22 protein-coding genes are annotated in these 21,460 nt (G+C 63.6%); 9 read left to right on the top strand and 13 right to left on the bottom strand.

Going from position 1 to position 21,460, the window contains the following annotated elements; genetic code table 11:
• Positions 1–9: 9 nt before the first annotated feature.
• From gspN to NITMOv2_RS09710, 8 genes are all read right to left on the bottom strand, one after another.
• Positions 10–900: a type II secretion system protein GspN gene (gspN, locus tag NITMOv2_RS09745; protein WP_053379683.1), complete on the bottom strand. Its 891-nt coding sequence runs from the start codon at positions 898–900 to the stop codon at positions 10–12.
• On the bottom strand, positions 900–1,517 hold the full coding sequence (locus NITMOv2_RS09740) for a PulJ/GspJ family protein (protein WP_053379682.1): 618 nt from the start codon (positions 1,515–1,517) through the stop codon (positions 900–902). The genes gspN and NITMOv2_RS09740 overlap by 1 nt, the downstream gene beginning before the upstream one ends.
• 112 nt (positions 1,518–1,629) lie before the next feature.
• A complete protein-coding gene (locus NITMOv2_RS09735; protein ID WP_053379681.1) occupies positions 1,630–2,070 on the bottom strand; it encodes a prepilin-type N-terminal cleavage/methylation domain-containing protein in 441 nt (146 codons plus the stop codon).
• Between the two features lie 5 nt (positions 2,071–2,075).
• Positions 2,076–2,705: a hypothetical protein gene (locus tag NITMOv2_RS09730; protein WP_145976260.1), complete on the bottom strand. Its 630-nt coding sequence runs from the start codon at positions 2,703–2,705 to the stop codon at positions 2,076–2,078.
• Positions 2,706–2,815: 110 nt separating this feature from the next.
• Positions 2,816–3,352 (bottom strand): type II secretion system major pseudopilin GspG, encoded by a 537-nt coding sequence (gene gspG, locus NITMOv2_RS09725; protein ID WP_145976259.1) that lies wholly within the window; start codon positions 3,350–3,352, stop codon positions 2,816–2,818.
• Between the two features lie 58 nt (positions 3,353–3,410).
• Positions 3,411–4,643 carry a type II secretion system inner membrane protein GspF gene (gspF, locus tag NITMOv2_RS09720; protein WP_053379679.1) on the bottom strand — a complete coding sequence of 411 codons (1,233 nt, stop codon included), beginning with the start codon at positions 4,641–4,643 and terminating at the stop codon, positions 3,411–3,413.
• Positions 4,644–4,647: 4 nt separating this feature from the next.
• On the bottom strand, positions 4,648–6,393 hold the full coding sequence (gspE, locus tag NITMOv2_RS09715; RefSeq protein ID WP_053379678.1) for a type II secretion system ATPase GspE: 1,746 nt from the start codon (positions 6,391–6,393) through the stop codon (positions 4,648–4,650).
• Positions 6,394–6,619: 226 nt separating this feature from the next.
• The gene (locus NITMOv2_RS09710; protein ID WP_053379677.1) at positions 6,620–7,513 is read right to left on the bottom strand and encodes a PDZ domain-containing protein; all 894 of its coding nucleotides are present in this window, start codon (positions 7,511–7,513) and stop codon (positions 6,620–6,622) included.
• 175 nt (positions 7,514–7,688) lie between these two features.
• Here NITMOv2_RS09710 and NITMOv2_RS09705 point away from each other — a divergent pair, with 175 nt between their 5' ends.
• From NITMOv2_RS09705 to NITMOv2_RS09695, 3 genes are all read left to right on the top strand, one after another.
• Positions 7,689–8,204: a tetratricopeptide repeat protein gene (locus NITMOv2_RS09705; protein WP_053379676.1), complete on the top strand. Its 516-nt coding sequence runs from the start codon at positions 7,689–7,691 to the stop codon at positions 8,202–8,204.
• A 147-nt stretch (positions 8,205–8,351) separates the two neighbouring features.
• Positions 8,352–9,071, top strand: coding sequence for a response regulator transcription factor (locus NITMOv2_RS09700; protein ID WP_053379675.1), 720 nt, complete (start codon positions 8,352–8,354; stop codon positions 9,069–9,071).
• A gap of 86 nt (positions 9,072–9,157) precedes the next feature.
• Positions 9,158–9,679 carry a SixA phosphatase family protein gene (locus NITMOv2_RS09695; protein WP_053379674.1) on the top strand — a complete coding sequence of 174 codons (522 nt, stop codon included), beginning with the start codon at positions 9,158–9,160 and terminating at the stop codon, positions 9,677–9,679.
• 21 nt (positions 9,680–9,700) lie between these two features.
• On the opposite strand, the gene NITMOv2_RS09690 is transcribed toward NITMOv2_RS09695, so the two are convergent.
• Complete coding sequence (locus tag NITMOv2_RS09690) at positions 9,701–13,375, bottom strand: aldo/keto reductase (RefSeq protein ID WP_053379673.1); 3,675 nt, start codon at positions 13,373–13,375, stop codon at positions 9,701–9,703.
• A 113-nt stretch (positions 13,376–13,488) separates the two neighbouring features.
• Positions 13,489–13,704, bottom strand: a complete 216-nt coding sequence (locus tag NITMOv2_RS09685) for a hypothetical protein (protein ID WP_053379672.1) — start codon at positions 13,702–13,704, stop codon at positions 13,489–13,491.
• 191 nt (positions 13,705–13,895) lie between these two features.
• On the opposite strand from NITMOv2_RS09685, the gene NITMOv2_RS09680 reads away from it, so the two are divergent.
• From NITMOv2_RS09680 to NITMOv2_RS09665, 4 genes are all read left to right on the top strand, one after another.
• Positions 13,896–15,332: an NAD-dependent malic enzyme gene (locus tag NITMOv2_RS09680; protein WP_053382045.1), complete on the top strand. Its 1,437-nt coding sequence runs from the start codon at positions 13,896–13,898 to the stop codon at positions 15,330–15,332.
• A 198-nt stretch (positions 15,333–15,530) separates the two neighbouring features.
• Positions 15,531–16,091 (top strand): J domain-containing protein, encoded by a 561-nt coding sequence (locus tag NITMOv2_RS09675; RefSeq protein ID WP_238590502.1) that lies wholly within the window; start codon positions 15,531–15,533, stop codon positions 16,089–16,091.
• A 13-nt stretch (positions 16,092–16,104) separates the two neighbouring features.
• Positions 16,105–17,295, top strand: a complete 1,191-nt coding sequence (gene rnd, locus NITMOv2_RS09670; RefSeq protein WP_053379670.1) for a ribonuclease D — start codon at positions 16,105–16,107, stop codon at positions 17,293–17,295.
• 211 nt (positions 17,296–17,506) lie between these two features.
• The gene (locus tag NITMOv2_RS09665; RefSeq protein ID WP_053379669.1) at positions 17,507–18,781 is read left to right on the top strand and encodes a sensor domain-containing diguanylate cyclase; all 1,275 of its coding nucleotides are present in this window, start codon (positions 17,507–17,509) and stop codon (positions 18,779–18,781) included.
• 5 nt (positions 18,782–18,786) lie between these two features.
• Here the strand turns inward: NITMOv2_RS09665 and arsC are convergent, their stop codons facing one another.
• A complete protein-coding gene (gene arsC / locus NITMOv2_RS09660; RefSeq protein WP_053379668.1) occupies positions 18,787–19,137 on the bottom strand; it encodes an arsenate reductase (glutaredoxin) in 351 nt (116 codons plus the stop codon).
• Positions 19,138–19,221: 84 nt separating this feature from the next.
• On the opposite strand from arsC, the gene NITMOv2_RS09655 reads away from it, so the two are divergent.
• Entirely contained in the window at positions 19,222–19,587 is a 366-nt protein-coding gene (locus NITMOv2_RS09655) for a hypothetical protein (protein WP_053379667.1), read from the top strand.
• Here NITMOv2_RS09655 and NITMOv2_RS09650 read toward each other — a convergent pair.
• Together NITMOv2_RS09650 and NITMOv2_RS23435 are read right to left on the bottom strand one after the other, a co-directional pair.
• Positions 19,584–19,970, bottom strand: a complete 387-nt coding sequence (locus NITMOv2_RS09650; RefSeq protein ID WP_053379666.1) for a hypothetical protein — start codon at positions 19,968–19,970, stop codon at positions 19,584–19,586. The two genes, NITMOv2_RS09655 and NITMOv2_RS09650, sit on opposite strands and share 4 nt — an antisense overlap.
• A gap of 3 nt (positions 19,971–19,973) precedes the next feature.
• Positions 19,974–20,180 (bottom strand): hypothetical protein, encoded by a 207-nt coding sequence (locus NITMOv2_RS23435; RefSeq protein WP_145976258.1) that lies wholly within the window; start codon positions 20,178–20,180, stop codon positions 19,974–19,976.
• Positions 20,181–20,310: 130 nt separating this feature from the next.
• Between NITMOv2_RS23435 and NITMOv2_RS09645 the strand changes: the two genes are divergently transcribed.
• The gene (locus NITMOv2_RS09645) at positions 20,311–21,444 is read left to right on the top strand and encodes a citrate synthase (protein ID WP_053379665.1); all 1,134 of its coding nucleotides are present in this window, start codon (positions 20,311–20,313) and stop codon (positions 21,442–21,444) included.
• Positions 21,445–21,460: the final 16 nt, after the last annotated feature.

The raw sequence follows: 21,460 nt of genomic DNA, 5'->3' as shown, positions 1-21,460 counted from the left end.
ACGGGTACTTTACAATGCGATTCTCGCCTGCGCCAGCGTCCCGGCGACTTTCACGGTCATCGGCGTGCCGGGGGGCAGGGGCGGGAGTCCGATGGACGTCGCCTTTGATGCGAACCCTGCGCCGGGCACCACCGTGACGGTCAAGGCCAGCTGGCTGTCGTGCACCGGCTGTTGCAGCGTCACTGTTCCCTCTCCCGTAAACGACCCATCGAGTCCATCGCCCTTCAGCTCGGTCACCGTGCAGACCAGATCCTTGCACGCGAGCCCCGCGGACAGGCTGCTGAAGGTGAGTGAAAAGGTGCGGCCGTTGCCGGCCGGAATCTGGTCCACCGTCAGATCCTTAATCGTGGCTCTCCATGTTCCGTCTCCCTGCAGGGATCCGGCCGAGACCTGCCCATTGTTCACGCGATGGGTGAACTCTCCCGACAGCAGGCCGTGGCGCACGTAGCGCTGCAGCAGCTTCGACAGATCCACCTGCCGAAACTCGCCTTTCACGGACACCGGCCCGGTGAACGACCACGAGGACGCAGTCAGCGCACCTTTGGCGAAGCCGCTGCTGCCGGACCCTTCGTCCAGCCGGACGACGAGATCGAGGCCCACGCCACCGGTCAGCAGCTTGAGGAGACCGATGCGCGCATCCAGAGCGGCCAGTTGAATGGGCTCCCAGGGCGGCTTCGATAGGGTGACGTTCCGCCATTCCAGCCCGAGCGGCACGCCGACGGCCCAGTCGGCCACCCGCACGTCCATGCCGGTGACACGGCGCGCTTCCCCCAGGATGCGGGCATGCAGGGCGTCGTAGGGAAACGTCGCCAGGAGCGAGAGACCGACCACGACCAGCCCCGCGACGATCCACGCGGCGATCTCCTTTGACGGCCCGGTCCAGGCGGCGGTGAAGGCCATCAGCTGGCTCCGATCGTGACCCACTCGCGCACCGTCCAGGGATCGGCGTCCGGCGGCTGGAACGTGATCTCGAACAGGACCGCTTTGGGCAATTTCGGGGGCGGACTGTTCCACTCGTCCGTCCAGACCCGGCTGAGCGCGTCGTAGTAGCGCACGTTGAACGATTTCACCTGATTGGCCAACTCGATCTGCTCGACCGATTCGTCGGTGAGCCCGTACACGTTTTTGCGCGTCACCCGCAGGAGCCGGTCGCGCTCCCTGGTGTAGATCACCCGGTTGGTTTCGCTTTCGGCGCCCGTCGAACGGCCGAGTCCGTCCGACAGGGCGAGAAAGGCGACCGTGTCGGCCGGCTGCCCGTCCTGCATGCTGTTGACGCCGACCCACGGGAATTGCTGCACACTGCGGCTGACCAACAGCTCATCGGCCATCAAACGAAAAATGCGCCGGACCATTTGCTCCTTGCCGGCATGCTCGCGCCCCGCATCCACGACGCGGGTGGTCGTGACGAGCGAGCCGAAGACGATCGCGCCGATCGTCGCCAACAGCGCCAGCGCCACGAGCACCTCGACGAGCGTGAACCCGGATTCTGACGCATGTGCGTCTCGCAGGCTGTTCAAAATGGCCGTCCGGCAAGGCCGCAACGAGCGACGGGAGGAGGCGTACCCTCTGGGGTACGTTGACGACCGGAGCGACGTGAGAACGAAGCCGGAGGTCATTTTCAACAGCCTGCTAAAACGTGAGGCCGGCGAAGACATACGTGCTCACTTCCAGCGTGTCCTCGAACTCGCCGCGGGGCCAGGAGATCTGGACGCGGACTTCCCGGATCAATTCAAGGGGCGTCGGGGAGATCGTCCGCTTCCATTTATAGCCCTTGTATTCGATCGCCCGGTCCTGGGCGACCGCGCTCTGCACGCCGAGCGGCGGGGTCTGGAAATCTCCCGTGATTTCGCCGATGGGATAGACGCCCAGCATCTCGGTCTCCAGCAATTTTTCCTGCGCCAACAACGTGGCCTTCGTCAACTCCGCCGCCTTGGCCTGCAGGTCCAAGTCGAAATTCCTGAGCCCCAGTAGGACGGGCAGGGCGATCGCCAGCAGACCGATGGCGAGCAACACTTCCAGCAGGGTAAAGCCCTGTTCGTCGCCGGCCGGTATGGAAGAGACTCCGTTCATCCGTCCTATTGAAACCGGATTCCCAGCGCGGCCGGCGAGGGCCCTTGGGCCGGTTGCAGCAGCGTTTTCAGGCGTTCGGGAATCGCTTGAGTGCGGGGCGGTTCGATGCGCTCGTCGCTGGTCCGGATGGCGCCGGTCACCGATTCCACCGCGATGCCGAGCAGATTGTTGCTCTGGTCCGTCAAATGAAGCGTCAGCGGGTCGATGCGGCCGTTGGGAAAAATCGACAGATCGATGCGGCCGGACATCCGCCTCGCGGGGCCGACGGCCACGTCGGCAAATCGAATCGACTCAGGCAACGATCGCCGATCGGCCCACTGCGTCCGCAATGGAATCTTTTCTTCCGTGCCCTCGATGATCATGACCCAATAGGTCCCCTTGTCGAGATCGACGTAGAGCTTGACCGGCTTCTGCAGGCCGATCGCGAAGCTCTGGAGATTTCTCAGCACGCCGATCAGCTGCCGCCCGGTCGAGGCCAGGCTGTCGCCCGTGACGATCCGCGGCATGACGAGCAGCAAGACGCCGCTCAGCAGAAACAGCACGAAGATCATCTCCAGCAGGGTGAAGCCGCCGCAGCCGAGTGAAGAGTGATGCGTGATGAGTGACGGGTGACAAGTGACAGGCGGCAGGTGCAACGTAGACGTCGCCTGTCCCCGATGACCGATGCCCCTTCGACCTTGCTCAGGGCAAGCCATTCTTTTACCTTTCCAACCCATTGACCGATGACCAATGACCGATGACTACCTCAGTCCTTATCCAGATTCCAATTCGTGATGTCGGCGTTGACTCCTTCGCCGCCGACTTCCCCGTCGGTGCCCAGCGACATGATCTCGTAGTCGCCTCTCTGACTGGGGCTCAGGTACTTGTAGGGATTGCCCCAGGGATCTTCGGGCAGCTTCTGGAGGTAGCCGCCGAGCTTCCATTTCTTCGGGATGACGCCGACCGAAGGCTTTTCGATCAACGCCTTGAGGCCCTGCTCCGTGGACGGATAGACGCCGTTGTCGAGCTTGTAGAGCTGCAGCGCGCCTTCGATGTTGCGGATCTGCACCTTGGCGGCGGTGCGTTTGGCGTCGTCTGTCCGCCCCATGATGCGCGGCACGACCAAGGCGGCCAGGATCGCCAGGATGGCGACGACCACCATGATTTCGATGAACGTGAAACCCTGCGAACTCAGTGATGCGCGGCCCAGTGATGGGTGATGCGTGATGCGTGATGCGCGGAGAGGCCTGCGCCCCTCGCTCCACCACACCCATGCCTTCACCGCCGCCACTCTCGCACTCATAGAAACCTCCCATTGTTTTCAGCGCTCATCACTCATCACCGATCACTCATCACGCGTTTCACCGCACCATCTGGCCCATCTCGAAGATGGGCAGCAGAATCGCCACCACGATGAAAAAGACGATCACGCCCATCACCAAGATCATGATCGGCTCCAGCAGCGACGTCAGCCGGGTGATCACACGCTCCACCTCGCCGTCGTAGATCTGGCTCACGCGGCGCAGCATCTCTTCCATCTCGCCGCTGCGCTCGCCGACGGCGATCATATGGGTGACCAGCGCGGGAAATTCCCCGCTGCGCTTCAACGGGTCGGCGATCGTTTCCCCTTCCCGGATGTTCTGGCGGGCGCCTTCCACCGCTTCTTCCAGCACGCGATTGTTCATCACGCGCTTGGAGACGTCCATGGCGTCGAGGAGCTGCACGCCGCTCGCCAGCATCGTGGCCAGCGTGCTGCTCAAGCGCGAGATGGACACCATGCGCGCGACGTCGCCGATCAGCGGGAGCCGCAACACCAAGCGGTCCGCCGCCATGCGGCCGGCCTCGGTCCCGGTCAGGCGCCGCACGGCCACGATGCCGGCGACGACGAGGCCGATCAGCAGCATCCAATAATCCGCGAAAAACCTGCTGGCCGACATCAGCACGACCGTAGGCCAGGGCAGGGCCTGCTTCATGCTCGCGAAGACCGCCGTGATCTTCGGCACGACGAAGGTCATCAAAAAGAACAGCACCGCCACCCCCACGATCAACATGAGCGCGGGATACAGGATGGCGTTGGTGACCTTGTTTTTCAGCGCAAGCTGCTTTTCCAGAAACTCCGCCAGGCGGAAGAGGATTTGATCCAGCGCGCCGCTCGCTTCGCCCGCCCGCACCATATGGATATAGATGGGGGAAAAGTCCTTTCCATGCGTGTCCAGCGCCGCGCTCAACGATTTGCCGCCCCGGATCTGTTCCCGGATGTCGGCGAACAACCCTTTCACCGCCTTCTTCTCCGCCTGGTCCACCAAGACCCCGAGCGCCTCGACGAGCGGCAAGCCGGCCACGAGCAGCGTGGCGAACTGCCTGGTCATCAGCGCCAGGTCGTGTGCGGTGAGCGACGCCCGGCCCGGCGGCGGGGGCGCATAGGTGCGACCGGCCTCCTGGCGCCGCGCCCCTTGGCCCTGCTCCACCACGTCGGTGGGGAAGACGCCGTCCTTGCGGAGCTTGAGCCGCGCGACCTTGACGTTCTCGGCGTCGACGATTCCCGTCGCCGCGCCGCCGTCGGTCCGATAGCCGCGATACTGATAGACCGGCATAAGATTAAATCTCGATCTCCTGCTGCGTGATGCGCATGACTTCTTCCAGGGTCGTCTGGCCCTGGATGACTTTTTCCGCCCCTTCCTGCTTCAACGTCACCATGCCCTTGGCGATGGCCGCCTGTTTGATCGCCGAGGAATCCGCCTTGGCGCCGATCAGACGCCGGACCTCGTCGTCGAGGATCAACAGTTCGAAGATCCCGGTGCGCCCGCGATAACCGGTTTGCGAACAGGCCGCGCAGCCGGCTCCGCGGTACAGGGTCACGGCGGACGTGGGCGGCAGGTCCAGGCGGCTCAACTCCTCCGCGCTCGGGGTATAGGGCTTCTTGCAGTCGGGACAGATCTTGCGGAGCAGCCGCTGCGCCAGCACGGCCACGACCGAGGACGCCACCAGGAACGGCTCGATGCCCATGTCGATCAGCCGGGTGGCGGCGCTGGCCGCGTCGTTCGTGTGCAGGGTGGAAAACACCAGGTGGCCGGTGAGCGATGCATGAATGGCGATTTCCGCCGTCTCCCGATCGCGGATTTCGCCGATCATGATCACGTCCGGGTCCTGGCGCAAAATCGAGCGCAGCCCCGCGGCGAACGACAGATTGATCTTCGGATTGACCTGCATCTGGCCGATGCCGAGCAACTGATACTCGACCGGATCCTCGACGGTGATGATGTTTTTGTCCGGCGCGTTGATCTGGCTCAGCGCCGCGTACAGCGTCGTCGTCTTGCCGCTGCCCGTCGGGCCGGTGACGAGGATGATGCCGTGGGCCAATTGGATCAGCTGGTGGATCGCCGACAGCCGCTCGCCGGTGAAACCCATTTCGTTCAGGTTCAACAGGCGGTTTTCCTTTTCCAGCAGGCGGAGCACGACGCGCTCGCCGTGCGACGTGGGCAGCACGGACACGCGGAGATCGACGTCCTTGCCCGCCGTGCGGATGGCGAACCGGCCGTCCTGGGGCAACCGTTTTTCCGCGATGTTGAGCCCCGCCATGATCTTCAATCGGGCGATGATGCTGGCCTGCAGATGTTTCGGCGGCGTCAGCACCGGGTACAACACCCCGTCGATGCGGTAGCGGACCACCAAGCCGCGCTCGAACGACTCGAAGTGGATGTCGCTCGCCCGCTGGCGCACCGCCTGGAACAGGACGCTGTTCACCAACCTGATGATCGGCGCCTCGTCGGTGGCGTCGAGCAGATCTTGCGGCTCGTCGAGTTCGTGCGCGAGCTCGTCGAGATTTCGGTTGGCCGCGATGTCTTCCATCACCTGTTCGGCGCCGGCGGGGCTCGCGACCTCGTCGTACACCCGGTTCAAGCAGGCCAGGAGGGCGACGCCGGTGGTGAGGACGGGTCTGATCGGCTTGCCGAGCAGCAGGCGGAGGTCGTCGAGGGCCACGGTCTCCAAGGGATCGGTCGCGGCGACGATGATGGCTCCTTCCTCCTGGCGCAGGGGCAGGACCCGATAGCGCCGCGCGAAGGCGATCGGCACCTTCTTGATCAATTCATGGTCGACGTTGGCCGTCTCCAACTGCGGCATCCAGGGCAACTCGAACTGCAGCGCCAACCCCTCCAGCAGCTCTTCTTCGCGCAAGAGCCGCAGGTGGAGCAGCGCCTCCCCCAGGCGGCCTCCCTTTTCGCGTTGGTACGCGAGGGCCTCCTCCAGCTTGGAATCCAGCAGATTGAATTTGTCGCCCAGGATGCGCCCGAGCAGGGGCCGGCCGTATCCCGGCTCGGTCTGATTGTCGTTGGAGACCGTCATGAGTCCTTCGATGGATGCAGGCGCGTCGGTGGAAGGCGCCGCTCCTGGAGCGCCTGGGGAAAGCCCCGGAACCTGGTTCAACATACTCTTAGACCTTGGCCGGAGGCAAGGATAAGTGCCGCCTGGGCCCTTCTCAACAAGGTTCAATATAAACTTTATGTTTCGATCCGATTAGCGCGATGTTAGCTGAAGCGGAGGTCCGGCGATGCGGCGGAGACCGCATCCCTCATCGAAGCTCGTAGGTCACGGTGGACTTCTGATTGTTGCGGACCATGTCCAACTTCACCATGCGTTCATTTTTCAGCTGCTGAAGGAGATTCAGCATGGTGGTGGGGTCGCGAATGTCGACGCCGTTGACGCGCTGCAGCACGTCGCCGGCGAGGATGCCGATCTTCTCGTAAAAACTCGCCGGCGCGACATAGTCGATGCGGAACCCGTTCAGCGCGCCGTTCACCATGTTCGGCACGGCCCGCGCTTGCGTGAGCAGTTTCGGCAAATCGCTCATCGCTTGCTCGACTTCGCGACGATCGATCACTTTGCGCAGCGGCGAGCCCTGCGCCGGAACGGGCGGGGATCCGGCCGCGGCCGGGCCGGCCGGCGCGGGAGGTTTCTCGGTCACGGCCAGCGTGAGCAACTCCTCCTGATCTCCTTGCCGAACGACCATACTGCCGGGGTGAATTTCGCTGACCTCGCCTACGTCGGGGATTTCCTCATGCAGCCGATAGAGCGCCTGCTTCTTGCTCGACAGCTCTTCGACGATCGCGAAGATGCCGCGCTGCTCGTTGAAGACCACGCCGATCATCCGGATCTTCCCCGCCGCGCCGATCGAGGCGCGCACGGCCGGTCCGGCGCCGGACGGTCCTCCCTGCGCCGCGCCTCCTTGGGGAGCGGCGGGGAGCACAAACAAGCCGCTCGCCCGGATATCCTCGGCCGCCTGCTTCGGCTGATAGGACACCGGCAGCCCGACGTCGCCCGCGGCCGGCGCCCCCACGCGATCCGGCGGGAGATGCAGCGCATCGGCGACAAAGGCATTCAGCGCATGGGCGATCAGAAAACCGCCCACCGCGAGGCAGGCAGCCAGACCGAGGCGCCGGAGCTGTGCGGCTGACATCGTCGTCATCGTGGGCCCTCATCCTACCCGCAGAGGGCCGGCCATCGCAATCCTTCGAGCGTTCTTATGTGATTCCCATCGAAATCGGAAGGGCGATTTGAGTGCTCAATAGTTTCGCGGAGGTAAGGGTGAATTCCTCGACCATAGGAAAAATGATGCTATCCTATTGGGTCAGAGGGCGCACATGCGTGAAAATCAGCATGACATTGAGATTGACGGGATCACGCCTGAGGTCAGTGGACGGGCGATCGATCCGGCGGAACGCTACGAACGTGGTCTCGCCTTGAAAAAGGCGGGCTTGTACAAGGCCGCCATCGAACAGTTCCAGGCGGCCGCCTGCGATCCGGCCTTGGCTCTCAAGGCCCATGCCAACATCGGGCTGTGTTTCAAATCGGTGGGGCGCAACGATGATGCGATCGCCGCCTTTCGTCAGGCTCTACATTGTTCCGCGAGATCGTCCAGAGAAACGGTCCAGATTCTCTATGTGCTGGGCCGCACGCTGGAATCGTTGGGACGGATTGCTGAAACCCTCGAGGCGTATCGGTGGATCAGGAGGGAAGATCCCGGCTATCGGGACGTGGCCGGCCGGATCGAGCAGCTCAGCTCTCGGCGATCGGTTCCGGGAAAGAAATCCGCCGCCGGCGATTCCTCCTGGGTCGGCGGTATGTTCAAGTCGTGGCAAGACCTGTTGAAGCACTAGCAGGCCGCTGGACAAGTCGGCTCACGGGACACGGCCCCGCTCACCATCCTCGCGGGCGTCCGCAAACGTGACGCTCATTATTCTTCGCGCCGCGGACCTCAAGATTTTCTTTCGACAGCCGATACAGTCGTGCAGGAGTGTGTCGGCGTGGGTCTGGAGCTCATCCAAATCATCGAAGAGGGGCAAGAGCAGGCCCGCGCCATCGATCAGCTCCTCCGCAAAGCGTCCTTCCGGACCAACGTCGCCTGTGACGGCCCGACCGGTATTCAGGATATTAGGCGGCTGAAACCGGCGTTGGTCATGCTCGATCTGCTTCCGCCGGGCATGAGCGGCAAAGAAATCTGCGCCCGGCTCCGCACCGATCCTCAGACCAAATCCATGGGGATCATCGTGATGAGCGCGATGACGTCCGAAGACCACCGGGTCGCGGCCCTGGAGGCGGGCGCCGACGACGTGATCGCGAAACCCTACGCCGGCCGTGAGCTGGTGGCGCGCGTGAAAGCGGTGTTGCGCCGCATCGCGGCCGCGGCGCCGATGGGCGACGAAGGGATGGCCGATGACCTGGTGCTCGAAGAGACGCAGTACGTCGTATCGTTCCGCGGCCTCCGGGCGATTCTCAGCACAGCGGAATGGATGATTTTGACCCGTCTGGCGCGAGCCGCCGGCAAGGTGGTTCCCCGGGAAGAGTTGCGCGCCGCCTTGTGGGGAGAAGACGGGCTCTCGCACGACCGGGCGTTGGATCAGGCGATCATGTCGCTCAACGGCAAGCTCGCCGGCGACATGAACGGCCGGCACCCGATCGCCGGCATCCCGGGCAGCGGGTACCGGCTGATGAGGCAGGCTCCCTCGCTCCGCCTCTCGGCCTGATCACAGACCTCCGCTCCTGATCCGCACGCTGAACCTCTCACCGGTATGCGCCGTCTTATGCTATTTTTCTGAAGCGAGGCCCGCCGATGGACTGCATCCTCATTCGCCACGGCATTGCGGTGGAACCGGAGGAATGGACCGGCTCAGAATCGCTGCGTCCGCTGACGGAGAAGGGCATTCATCAAGCGCGCCAAGCGGCCCGCGGCCTCGTCGCGCTTCGGCTCGCGCCGACCCATCTGCTGACCAGCCCCTTGACCAGGGCGAAAGAGACGGCCGCCATCATCCAGGACGTCCTCTGTCGCTCGGTCCCGGTGGAGGTCAGGGAAGAACTGGCGGTCGGCTCGACGCCGGAGCGGATCGTCGCCATGCTCCGCGCTTATCCAAGCGACTCAGTCTTGGCCTGCGTGGGACATGAGCCTTTACTGGGGCTGGTTGCCGGGCTCCTGTTGTGCGGACAAGCGGCGCCGGGGTTTGCGATGAAAAAATCAGGAGCCGGCTGCATCCATATTCCGAACGACGTGAAGCCGGGTGGCGGCCTTCTCCGGTGGTGGCTCCTCCCGGCTCAGCTCCGGGCACTCGGAACACGCGAGAGGGATGAGGAGGGTTGAACCCTCGCGACCAGTTATTTTTTATGGAAAGGCGAGACCCTTGACCTGCTCGTAGACCGCCCGGACATCCGGAGGTGACGCCCATCGGAGAACCGCCAGCGAATCGTCGACATAAGCGGGCGTCCGCATGCCGTTCAGGACGGAGGTCACACCCGGCGTGCCGGCAAGAATCCACAGGGCCTTGCGCGAGAGCGATTCGCCGCGGCGCTGCGCCGGCAGGAGGGGATCGATGACAGCCGTAATCATTCGCGCGCGCGCGCGGCTGCGTTCCGTCGCCTCCCGCCTGAACCCGCTCAAAAGCGTGAGCAGCGCCGGGATATACCGATCGCGCCAGGCCTCCCATTGCTCCGCCACGCCTCCGGCCAGGTAGCCCGAGAGCGCCCGAAGGACCTGATTGACCTGCGGCGCGATCATGTGGTGCTCGATCTGCTCCCAATGTTCCAGTCCCTGAATCTGAGGTCGGACCCGTTCCAGTTCCTGCGCCCAATTGAAAAACTCAGCCGGCGCCATCCCGTGCCCTCCGTGCTGAATCGCCGGCGCAACGGTCGCGCGATACTCCTGTTCGAGCGCCCGCACGGTCTCCAGTTGCTTCCCGAGATCGACGGCCTCGTTTTCCAGCGGCAGATCCGCCAGACGGAGCATGCCGCTGCGTGGAGCAGGCATCGCGTTCAGCGGCCGGTTGACGAGCACGGCGACGCCGGCTTGCTGGGCTGACTCCAAGACGGTCTGTCGATTCTCCGGACCGGTGTTGGGGATAAAGACCGCGCCGGACTCGAACAGATTCATGGGACATTGCAGGACGACAAAATGATGGGTCGCGGACCCAACTGCCGCCGCTGCCGCAATGGCCGCTTTCAACATCCGGCCCAACGACGTGGCTTCGGCACTATCTGACGGAGCGGTCACGGTGTTGGACGACACGCCATAATATTGAAGCCGCCCGGCGGCGACCTGCGACTCCAGGTAGGTGAAGGCACGGGCCAGCCGGTCATAAAACGCGGTTCTCAGTTTCGGAAGATCCTGGTCGCCGCGGTGGGCGGCCTCCGAGAAGAAATATTCCGGATTGTGAAGGAGGCAGACGTCCAACGTGGCAAGCCCGAGGCGATCCAACGAGAAGCGCAGTTGGTCGGCAAGAAAATCCGGATGGATGCAGTGCCATACACCGTCGCCGTACTTGACCATCTCGGGGTAGGGGCGGCCGGCTTTTTCCCTGGCTTCGGCTGCTTTCAGATTCTGCCCCTGCACGTAGCCGATCTTGGAGACCACCACGACCTCGTCGCGCCGCAGCTCTCCGGCGCTGGTCAATTCGCGCAGCACGGAGCCGACCAAGCGCTCACTGTCGCCGTCCATATAATTGGTCGAGGTATCGATGAGGTTACAGCCTTCCCGCAAGGCCTTCTTCAAGGCATCGCGATGCGCCTGATCCCCGGTATCCACCCGATAGGTGCCGAATCCCAGGCGGCTCACGGTGAGGCCCGTCCCGCCGAGCTCGGTATAGCCGCGGGCGAGGTCCCGATCCGCCGTTCGTCCGATGATGCGCGCCGCATATTCCGCTGTGCCTTGCTTCGTCGCCCGGCCCGGCAACTCGGCGCCGCTCAGCATCGTGGTGTTGCGCCGGTTCGCTTCCGGCATCGCGGCGCTCAAAGCTTGATCGACCAGTTGCGGATCAGTGATGGGCTGACGGCAGGTAAAGTTGCGGCAGATGTACAGGGCCGGCCGGCCCCCGACCAATCCTCTTCCTTTCAGAAGCGGAAGCTCGGAGGGACTTGTCGGACGACCGGTTGCGACGATCCGATTGGGCAGATAGCGGTCCGCCACGGCCCGTTGCAATGCGATGAGCCCTTCCCGGCCCTCGTCGCCGATGAAGGCCAGTTCCACCGGTCCTTCCGTGAGGAAGTCCACGACCGCCAGGCTCTTGGCGAAGGCTCTGGGATAGCGGGTGATCTGCCGGCCATAGGCGCGAATCGCGCCGGCCGCGGCGTCGCGCCACTCCTGCCGATCGAAGTGGAACGAAAGCTTGGCCAGCGCGGAGGCCGCCACCGCGTTGGCGCTCGGCGTCGCCCCGTCGGCCCCTTCGCGCGCCCGGAGAATCAGCGACTCGTGGTTCTTGGCGGTCGTGAAAAATCCGCCCTGCTCGGCGTCGTGAAAATCGGTCATCAGATAGTCGGCCAGCCGGGCGGCGGCCTGCAGATAGGATTCGCCGGCGCCCGCCTCGTAGAGATCCACCAAACCATCGGCGAGGTAGGCATAGTCTTCGAGGTAGGCGTCGAGGTGCGCGCGCCCGGCGCGCGACGTGCGAAGCAGCCGGCCGTCCGACTTCACATGGGTCTTGAGCAGAAAGTCTGCGGTCTGTCGCGCGGCGTCGCGATATCGGTTCTCGCCGAAGACCCGCGCCGCTTCCGCCATGGCGGAGAGCATCATGCCGTTCCACGCGGTGATGATCTTGTCGTCGAGGCCGGGCGGCACGCGCCGTCGTCGCGCCTCGTAGAGCAGGGGCTTCACCCGCGCGGCCGTGTCCAGCACCTCGTCGGTCGTGACGTTGAGCTGTGTGACCACTTCTTCGATCGGCCGCAGCCGATTCGGAATGTTGGTGTGCTCCCAATTGCCCGACTCGGTGATGTCATAGAGCGCGCAGAAGCGCCGCGCGTCTTCCTCGTTCGGTACGGCCGCCCGAACCTCGGCCGGCGACCACACGAAGAATTTGCCTTCCACGCCTTCCGAGTCCGCGTCCGTCGCGGAATAAAAGCCGCCGTTCGGCCCGGTCATTTCCCTCAGGATGTAATCGAGCACCTCGGTCGCCACGCGGCGATAGAGCGGCTTCTTCGTGACCTGATAGGCTTCGACGTAGACGCGCGCCAGCAGGGCGTTGTCGTACAGCATCTTTTCGAAATGTGGAACGAGCCAGCGCTCATCGGTGGAATAGCGCGCGAAGCCGCCACCGATATGATCGTAGATCCCGCCGGCGGCCATCATATCGAGCGTCTTCGTGACCATCTTCAGCGTCTCCGCATCACCCGTTCGGCGATGGCACCGCAGCAGCAACGAGAGGCCGGTGGCGGGAGGAAACTTCGGCGCGGACCCGAACCCACCGTGCTTCGGGTCGAACTCCTCCTTGAATTGCGCGACGGCGTCGTCGAGCGCCGACTCGCTGACCGACACAGGAGAGGGGATGCGGCCTTCGCCCTTCAAACGCTTGGCCATCTCCTTTCCCTGCGCCGTGACGCCCGCCTTGTCCTGCTCCCAATAGTCGGCGATTTTCTGCAACAGCGTGCCGAAGCCGGGCCGGCCCCAGCGGTCTTCCGGCGGAAAATAGGTGCCGGCATAGAAGGGCTCCTGGTCGGGGGTGAGGAACACCGTCATCGGCCAGCCTCCCTGGCCGTTCATCGCCACGGTGGCCGCCATATAGATTTCATCCAGATCGGGCCGCTCTTCGCGATCCACTTTGATGCAGATGAAATGGCGGTTCATGAGGGCGGCGATCGCCTCGTTTTCGAAGGACTCGCGCTCCATTACATGGCACCAGTGGCAGGAGGAATAGCCGATGGAAAGGAGAATGGGCTTGTTCGCCGCCTTGGCGGCCGTCAACGCCTCCGGATCCCAGGGGTACCAGTCGACCGGGTTGTAGGCATGCTGCAGCAGGTAGGGGCTGGTTTCGTTGATCAGCCGGTTCGGTCGAGCGCCCGCGGAGGAAGACATAGAATCACGCTAGCATCGGCGTCGGACGGGGGTCAACGGAGGCGGACAAGAAAAAAGGCCTATGATCGTGAAGATCATAGGCCTTTCGAACCTTGAGAAGTTGTAACGACGGGCTACTTGCCGGCGTCTTTCTTCTTTTCTTCCTTCTTGTCGGCGAAGGTCTCGTCCGCGTGACCGCCCTTCTTTTCTTCCTTCTTCTTCTCTTCGCCGTAGACGACGACGTGGCCGCCCTTCTTCTCTTCCTTCTTCTTCTCCTCACCGGCGAAAGAAGGTGCGCTGAACGTGATCGCCACTGCCACCGCCATCACCGCCATCAACAGACTCTTCATGCTGCCCCCCCTGTTGGTTATGAAATAGTGCCCGTTCCACTCCAGGCAAAGTGGGCGGAGCGTAAGCCAAACTGCCGGCCAAAGTCAACAGACCTTCGGCTCGCTATCCACCCACTTTGGAAATGTCGCGGCGGCGGGGAGAGGAGGGCCTTTCTATAGTGCAGCGGTCCGTTCGGCGCTACAATAGCACCATGCTCGAAATTCCCTATTCGAACTATCGCCTCACCGTCCGGCTGGAATTGGCCAATAAGCCGGGCATGTTCGCCCGCGTGGCAGCGGTCCTGGCGGAGGAGCGGGCCAACCTGGGCGCCGTGGACATCGTCTCGGCGACGAAAACGCGCATGGTGCGGGACGTGACGTTCGACGTGCAGGACGAGGCGCACGGCGAACGTGTCCTGGCCCGGCTGAACGACTTGCCCGACGTGGCGGTCCTGTCGGCGTCCGACCGGATCTTTCTGCTCCATCTTGGCGGCAAGATCAGCGTCCAGGGGAAATTCCCGGTGAACACGCGCAATCTGCTCTCCATGGTCTATACGCCCGGGGTGGGCCGGGTGTCTCAGGCCATCGCCAAAGACCGGTCAAAAGTCTATGCCTTCACCAGCAAGAGCAACAGCGTCGCGGTCGTGACCGATGGATCGGCCGTGCTGGGGCTCGGGAACCTCGGTCCTGAAGCTGCGCTGCCGGTGATGGAAGGCAAGGTGATGTTGTTCAAGGAGCTGGCGGGGATCGATGCCTGGCCGATTTGTCTCGCCACGCAAGAGCCGGACGAGATCGTCCGCGTGGTGCAGGCGATTGCGCCGGGGTTCGGCGCGATCAATCTGGAAGACATCGGCGCCCCGCGCTGTTTTGAGATCGAACGGCGGCTCAAAGCCTCGCTCGACCTGCCCGTCATGCACGACGACCAACACGGCACCGCGGTCGTCATTCTGGCTGCGCTGACGAATGCCCTGAGAGTCACAGGGAAGCAGCTCGACCATGTCCGCGTCGTGGTCAATGGACTGGGGGCGGCGGGCACGGCCTGTTGCCGGATGTTGCTCGCGGCCGGCGTGTCGCATCTCGTCGGCTGCGACAAGGAGGGCATCATTCTTTCGGGTGAGGCCGAGCGGATGCGGGCCTGCCGCGGCGATCTCGAGCCCTGTCTCACACGCGGGAAGCCGGCCGGCACGCTGCGCGACGCGCTGAAAGGCGCGGACGTCTTCATCGGTTTATCGGTCGGCCATCTGCTCACGGCGGAGGATCTCGAGCTCATGGCCGCCGATCGCATCGTCTTCGCCATGGCGAATCCCGACCCGGAAGTGCCGCCCGAGATCGCCATGACGCACTGCCGCATCTTCGCCACGGGGCGGTCGGATTATCCGAATCAAATCAATAATGCGCTGGCCTTTCCCGGCATCTTCCGCGGAGCCTTGGACGTCCAGGTCCGCGAGATCAACGAAGCCATGAAGCTGGCGGCGGCCCAGGCCATCGCCCATGCGATTCCGGACGGCGCCTTGAGCGAGGATTACATTATTCCCAGCCTCTTCGACAAAGAAGTCGTCCCGCGGGTGGCGCGGGCCGTGGCGGCGGCGGCGCGGGATACCGGCGTCGCCCGCCGGCGCGCCAAGCTGGGCCCATCATTCATTGAGTGAGGGCCCAGCCTGGTTCTCGGTTTTCGTTTGTCCGGTTTCTCTGGTGCCTTTCAGGCAACCGGACAAACCCAATGAACCGGACAAACCGCCTATGCTAGAATGCCGCCTTGCGCGGAGCTCGGACGGCCCATGCCCTTTTCCACCAGTAAGTTCATCAAGTTCCAGGGGGGGATGAGAAGGCGCATCGAGTCGTTGCGCATGAAAACCGAGGACAGCTTGGAGCTGGCCGTCGATACGATGATGGAAGCGCGCGTGGACAGCTTCTTCCGCGTGGAACAGGGGCTAGAGGAAGTGATCCGGTCGCTGATTGAAATCGAAGAGGAGCTGGGCATCGTCCGGGACCTCTCCGGCGCCATGCGGCTCGAATCGAGGCTGGAGTTCGTCGAGGACCGGTGGGACGAGTTCGACAGCGAAATCCGGGAACGGCCGAGGCGGCGCCGGAAACGCATCAGCTTGGCCGACATGCTGAAAGCGGCCGGCGGGGGCGGCGACCTCTCCAATCCCTCCGGGGGAGTCAACAACGCCGTGGACGCCTACGCGATCATGGGAGTGGAATTCGGCAGCTCCCTGTCCGACGTCACGGCGGCGTTTCGGCACAAGGCCAAGCAATTGCATCCGGATGCGAACAACGGCGATCGCAGCTCCGAGCCGGAACTGCGCCGCATGTTGGAGGCCTACCAGTTTCTGAAAGAATATCTGAGTCTCTCCAACACCGAGCCGATGCGGCCTCCCGATCGCCCCTACAGCCCGGCCGAGTGAATACCGAGTAAGCATGTCCCGACACCCTCACTACATTACGAGCCGGGAGGCTCTCCACGAGCTGTGCGGCCACCTCAAGGGCAGCCGGCGGCTGGCTCTGGATACCGAGTTCGTCGGCGAAGACAGTTTTGTGCCGAAGCTCGAATTGATTCAGGTTGCGACGGAGACGACCGCGGCGGTGATTGATTTTCCGGCGGTGCAGGCCGAGGGTCCACTCGATATGCTCTGGGACATCATCCGCAATCCGGCCATCCAGAAGGTGGTGCATGCCGGCCGGCAGGATTTGGATCTCTTCGCCGTCCATGCCGGAGAAATTCCCAAACCGTTTTTCGATACGCAGATCGCCGCCGCCATGGTCGGCTTCGGCGCGCAGGTGGCCTATTCCAACCTGGTGCAGCGGGTCCACGGCACCAAGCTGGCCAAGGCCCATACCTTTACGAATTGGAGCGCCCGGCCCCTCTCCCCCGATCAGCTGGCCTATGCGCTGGAGGACGTGACCTTTCTCCTGGCGATCCATGACCACCTGCACGGACGCCTGTCCAGACTGGGACGGCTGGAATGGGTTCATGAAGAATTTTCGCGTCTGGAAGGCGCAGTGGCCGACACGAGACGTGAGCCGCAGGAACGGTACCAGCGGGTCCGCGGCTGGGATACGCTGAAACCGAAATCGGCCGCCGTGCTCCGCGAGTTGGCGGCGTGGCGGGAAGGGGAGGCGAAGCGCCGCAACGTACCGCGCGGCCGCGTGATGCGCGACGAGGTGTTACTGCAACTGGCCCGCCATCCGCCGCGCCATCTTCACGAGTTGCGCGTCGTGCGCGGTCTGCATGGATCGGAGGTCGATCGGAACGGGGAGGCGATCCTTGGCACCATCCAGGCGGCATTGGCCCTGCCGCCGTCGGCTTGGCCCGAGGTGCCGAAAGAGCGCAAACCCGAGCCCGAGTCCGCCGGTTTGGTGGAGTTCCTGCAAGCCGTGATGAAAGCCCGCGCGCTGGAGGAGGAGATCGCTCCCGCATTGCTCGCCACGACCGCCGACCTCCAAGCGCTGGTCGATGCGAAAGATCGCACCCAACTCGATCTGCCCTTGCTCAAGGGCTGGCGCCGGGAACTCTTGGGCGACACGTTGTTGCGTTTGCTCGAAGGAAAATTGTCCGTCCGTATCGATCCCGCTTCCGGAACGCTCATCTGCGCCGACCGCTCGACGTAGCGGGCATCTCTCTCCGTTCGTTCAAAACCGGACAATCCGGCCGCTCTCGACTTCAGGCTGCCGATAGGGGCGCCCCGCCGGTTCCCCTAAGTTCTCATTCAACCGCCAAGTTTCCTAGCGGATTCTGCTCATGACAGCCGGTCCCGCTGGTACGGTTCTCGCTCCTTCCCGCCGCGCGTGCCTTGTAGACCCTTGAGGGGGCCGGGTTTTCATGCTGAAGACGGTTTCTGCGCTGTTCATCCCCGGCGGATTGGTCTTCTGCGCCGCCCTAGGATTTCTCCGCCCACATGGGTCGCCGCCATGGGCCCAGACGCCGATCAGTGCCCTGCCCCCTATCGTGCTCGGATTCGGCGTCCTGTTCGGGTGGTATGTCTCCAGCAGTCGATTGATCCTGTCGCTCCTCGTCCTCGCCTTGGCCGATCGCGGCCTGCTGCTGTTTCCTCCGATCGACCCTGATCCCGCATCCATGGGACCGACGGTCTTTGCGGCGACGGCCTTTCTGCTGCCCTTGAACCTTCTGGCGCTCTCGCTCGTCAGGGACGAAGCCCTTTCGACCTGGCGCGGCATCGTCCGGTTGGCGCCGATTCTGGCCCAGCCGTTTCTGGTGCTGTGGCTGTCCTTGCCGGATCAGGCGGACCTCGCGCGCGCGCTGCGCCAGCCGCTCCTGCCCGCTTCCCTGACCGCGTGGTCCCAGGTGACGCAGCCGGCGCTGCTCGCGTTCCTCGGCGCCCTGGCGATGATCGGGGTCCGGTTCGCCTGCGAGCGCAATCCGCTTGACGCCGGCGCGCTCTGGGCGTTGACGGCTTCATTCACGGCGTTGCACGGACTTCAGTATGGATGGACGCCGACGAACTTTTTTTCGGCGGCCGGGCTCATCCTGTTCCTGACGTTGGTGCAGGCCTCGCATGAGCGGGCGTATCGCGACGAGCTCACCGGGCTGCTCGGCAAACAGGCCTATGAAGAGGCTCTCGCGGGCCTCGGCGCCAAATACACGGTGGCGATCGTCGGCCTGGATCAACTGAAACAGTACGGCAACCAACATGGCAAGCCGGTCAGCGAGCAATTGCTGCGTCTGGTGGCGCCCAAGATCCAAGCGGCGGCGGGGCAGGGCCAGGTCTATCGATTGGCCGGCGAAGAGATCACCATCCTCTTTCCCCGCAAGACGGCGACAGACACCCTCGTCACGCTGGAGGCGATCCGCAAAGCGGTGGACCAGTTTGAAGGGTATGTGCGGGGCGAGCGGGTCTGGGAAGGCTCGCGATCGGGCACGGAAACCCTGCCCCTCACCGCGAGCATCGGCGTCGCCGAGGCGGGAACAGGCAAGTCGTCGCTCAGCCTGGTGATCAAAGCCGCGTACCGCGCGCTCTATGAAGCCAAGGGAGCGGGCGGGAACGTGGTCCGGCGCGGCACTGTCGCGGGAGAGATCGCCAAGCCGGCGCGGGCCGAGACCGGCCGGATCGTGGCCTACAGTGAGTTCGACGCGTGAGACCTCTATAAAAGCTTCTTCACCGCGTCCGCCGGCCTGGCGAGGATCGCGGTGTCGCCTTTCTCGACGATGGGGCGCTGGATCAAGTCCGGATGCTTGACCATCAGATCGAGCAGCGCGTCGTCCGACAGATCCTTCTTCGCCAACCCCAGCTCCTTATACATTTCTTCTTTGGTCCTGAGCACGTCCCGGGGGGAGAGACCGGCCTTCTTCAAAAGGCTCTTCAGCTGTCCCTTGGTGAACGCCCGTTCGTAGTAATTGATCGCCGTGAACGGTTTGCCGCTCTCCTTGAGCAGCTGCACCGCCTGCCGGCACGTGGTACAGGTGGGCTTCTGATAGATCGTGATGTCGGCCATCGCGCGCTCCTTGGTCAATCGCTCGTCTTGACGGATTTTTTCGGGCTGTGTTAGATCACACCCATCAGCGGCATCCGGTGTCTTATGCCTCTTGTCGGAACCAGCTCATCCGGTCAGTTCTCTTGCGCCTCCGCCGCGCAGCATACCCTCAAAGATCTCAAGACCAAGCGGAAAGGCCAGCCGGTCTTCGTGCTCGGCCATTTGCTCGAACGCAAAGGCCAGGAAGCGACCTTCGAGGTCTTCAACGATCGCATCGCCCTGGTGAAGTTCTCCGACGGCGCCATCGTCGGCTACGATCCGATGGAGTTACTCCTGCCTACGGAGATCGACGAGCAGGGCGTTCCCTACTTCGAGATCCGGCGATGCGGCGGGTGCGACGTCCTGTTTTCGCTCACCCGGGAGGAGAGCGACGCGGATCAGGAACCGACCCGTTGTCCCGATTGTCGCTAGTCCACCAGCGGCGCCACTTCCAGCGCTTTCTTCAACAGACAGTCTCCGGCAAAGCCCTGCAGCACCATCGGCAACATCGCGCCGTCGATCACTCGCACCGAGCTGACCCGAAATCCTTCCGGAGATTTTTGGCCTTCCAGCTTCATCGCGTGGCAGATCTCCAGTTTTTTCCAGATCGGGTTCGCAAGGATCTGCTCGGAGGCCAGCAGCTTGAGATCCATCACGGTGCCATCGATTGCCAACTTGGCCGGCACGCGGCTCTTGTCCTTGGGCATCTCGCTGACGACGGCAAAGGCTATGACGTCCTCCTCGGCCGTGGCGGGCGCAACGACAAGGCACCCCGCGGCAAGGACCCAGAGGGCGAGGCCGGCAGCACCTTTCATCCTTCACCTGCCATCCGCTGGAGGCGAGCCGGAAGGCGCTTCACCCGGATGGCGTGCCGGCCGGGGCGGCGGGCTCCCGTGGCTCAGCGTGCTCGTGCCGACGATGTTCGAAGGAGAAGCGTGGATGCCGGCGCGATCACGGGTGCGCCAAAAGACCAGGACGGCGGGCACCAACACCAACAGACCCAGCACGAGCAGGACTCGCAGCACGGGATTCCTCCACTTGCCCGGCAGTATGCCAATCCGCCCGCATCGTTTTCAAGGATGCCCCATGACGACCGGTTCATGATAGGGTAGACGCCAGCGGACGATCGGTCCATCAGCGGAGACGAGGTGCGCCATGCCACATGACTTTATGCCGGGGCTCGCGGGGGTGCCGGCCGCGACGTCGTCGATCAGCGACGTGGACGGCCAACACGGGGTGCTGGAATATCGTGGCATCCGCGTCGAAGACTTGTGCGCCCAGTCGTCCTATCTGGAAACGGCTTATTTATTGTTGTTCGGCCGCCTCCCGAGCCGGAGCGAGTTTGTTCGGTGGACCGACGACGTGACGCATCACCGCCGCATCAAGTTCCGGATCATCGATCTGCTCAAGTGTCTGCCCGAGCAGGGCCATCCAATGGATGCCCTGCAGGCCGCGGTGGCGGCGCTCGGCATGTTTTATCCCGGGCGCAACGTCAAAGACATCGACAATAACTATTGGTCCGCCGTCCGGCTGGTCGCCAAACTGCCCACCATCGTGGCCGCCTGGGCGCGTCTGCGCCACGGCGACGACCCGATTCCGCCGCGCGACGAGTTGGGATTCAGCGAAAATTTCTTTTACATGCTGACCGAATCGGCGCCGCTGCCGCTGTGGGCGGAGATTTTCGATGACTGTCTCATTCTGCATGCCGAGCATACGATGAACGCCTCGACCTTCACGGGTTTGGTGACGGCCTCCACGCTGGCCGACCCCTATACCGTCGTCGCCTCGTCCATCGGGGCGCTGAAGGGTCCGTTGCACGGAGGCGCCAACGAAGAGGTCGTCGTGATGTTGAAGGAGATCGGCACGGCGGACAAGGCACGCGGCTACGTCGAGCAGGCGCTCGGGAGCAAGCGGAAACTGATGGGCTTCGGCCACCGGGTCTACAAAGTGAAAGACCCCCGGGCCACCGTGTTGCAAGGGCTCTGTCAGCGGCTGTTCAAGGAATGCGGCAGCTCGCCCTTGTACGACGTGGCGCTGGAAGTGGAGCGGGCGGCGGCCGACCTCCTCAAAGGCAAGCCGATCTATCCGAATGTCGATTTTTACTCCGGCATCATTTACGACAAGATGGGCATCAGCACGGATCTCTTCACGCCGCTGTTCGCCATGGCGCGCGTCTCGGGATGGCTCGCCCACTGGCTCGAACAGTTGCGGGAGAACAAGCTGTTCCGGCCGGACCAGATTTACGCCGGCGAGCACAACCGGCCGTATGTCCCGCTCTCGGAGCGCTGAGCCGGCAATCCCCCTT

Origin of the sequence: Nitrospira moscoviensis, from assembly GCF_001273775.1 — a bacterium.
Taxonomy (GTDB): domain Bacteria; phylum Nitrospirota; class Nitrospiria; order Nitrospirales; family Nitrospiraceae; genus Nitrospira_D; species Nitrospira_D moscoviensis.
This window is presented reverse-complemented; position numbering and strand designations above follow the sequence as displayed.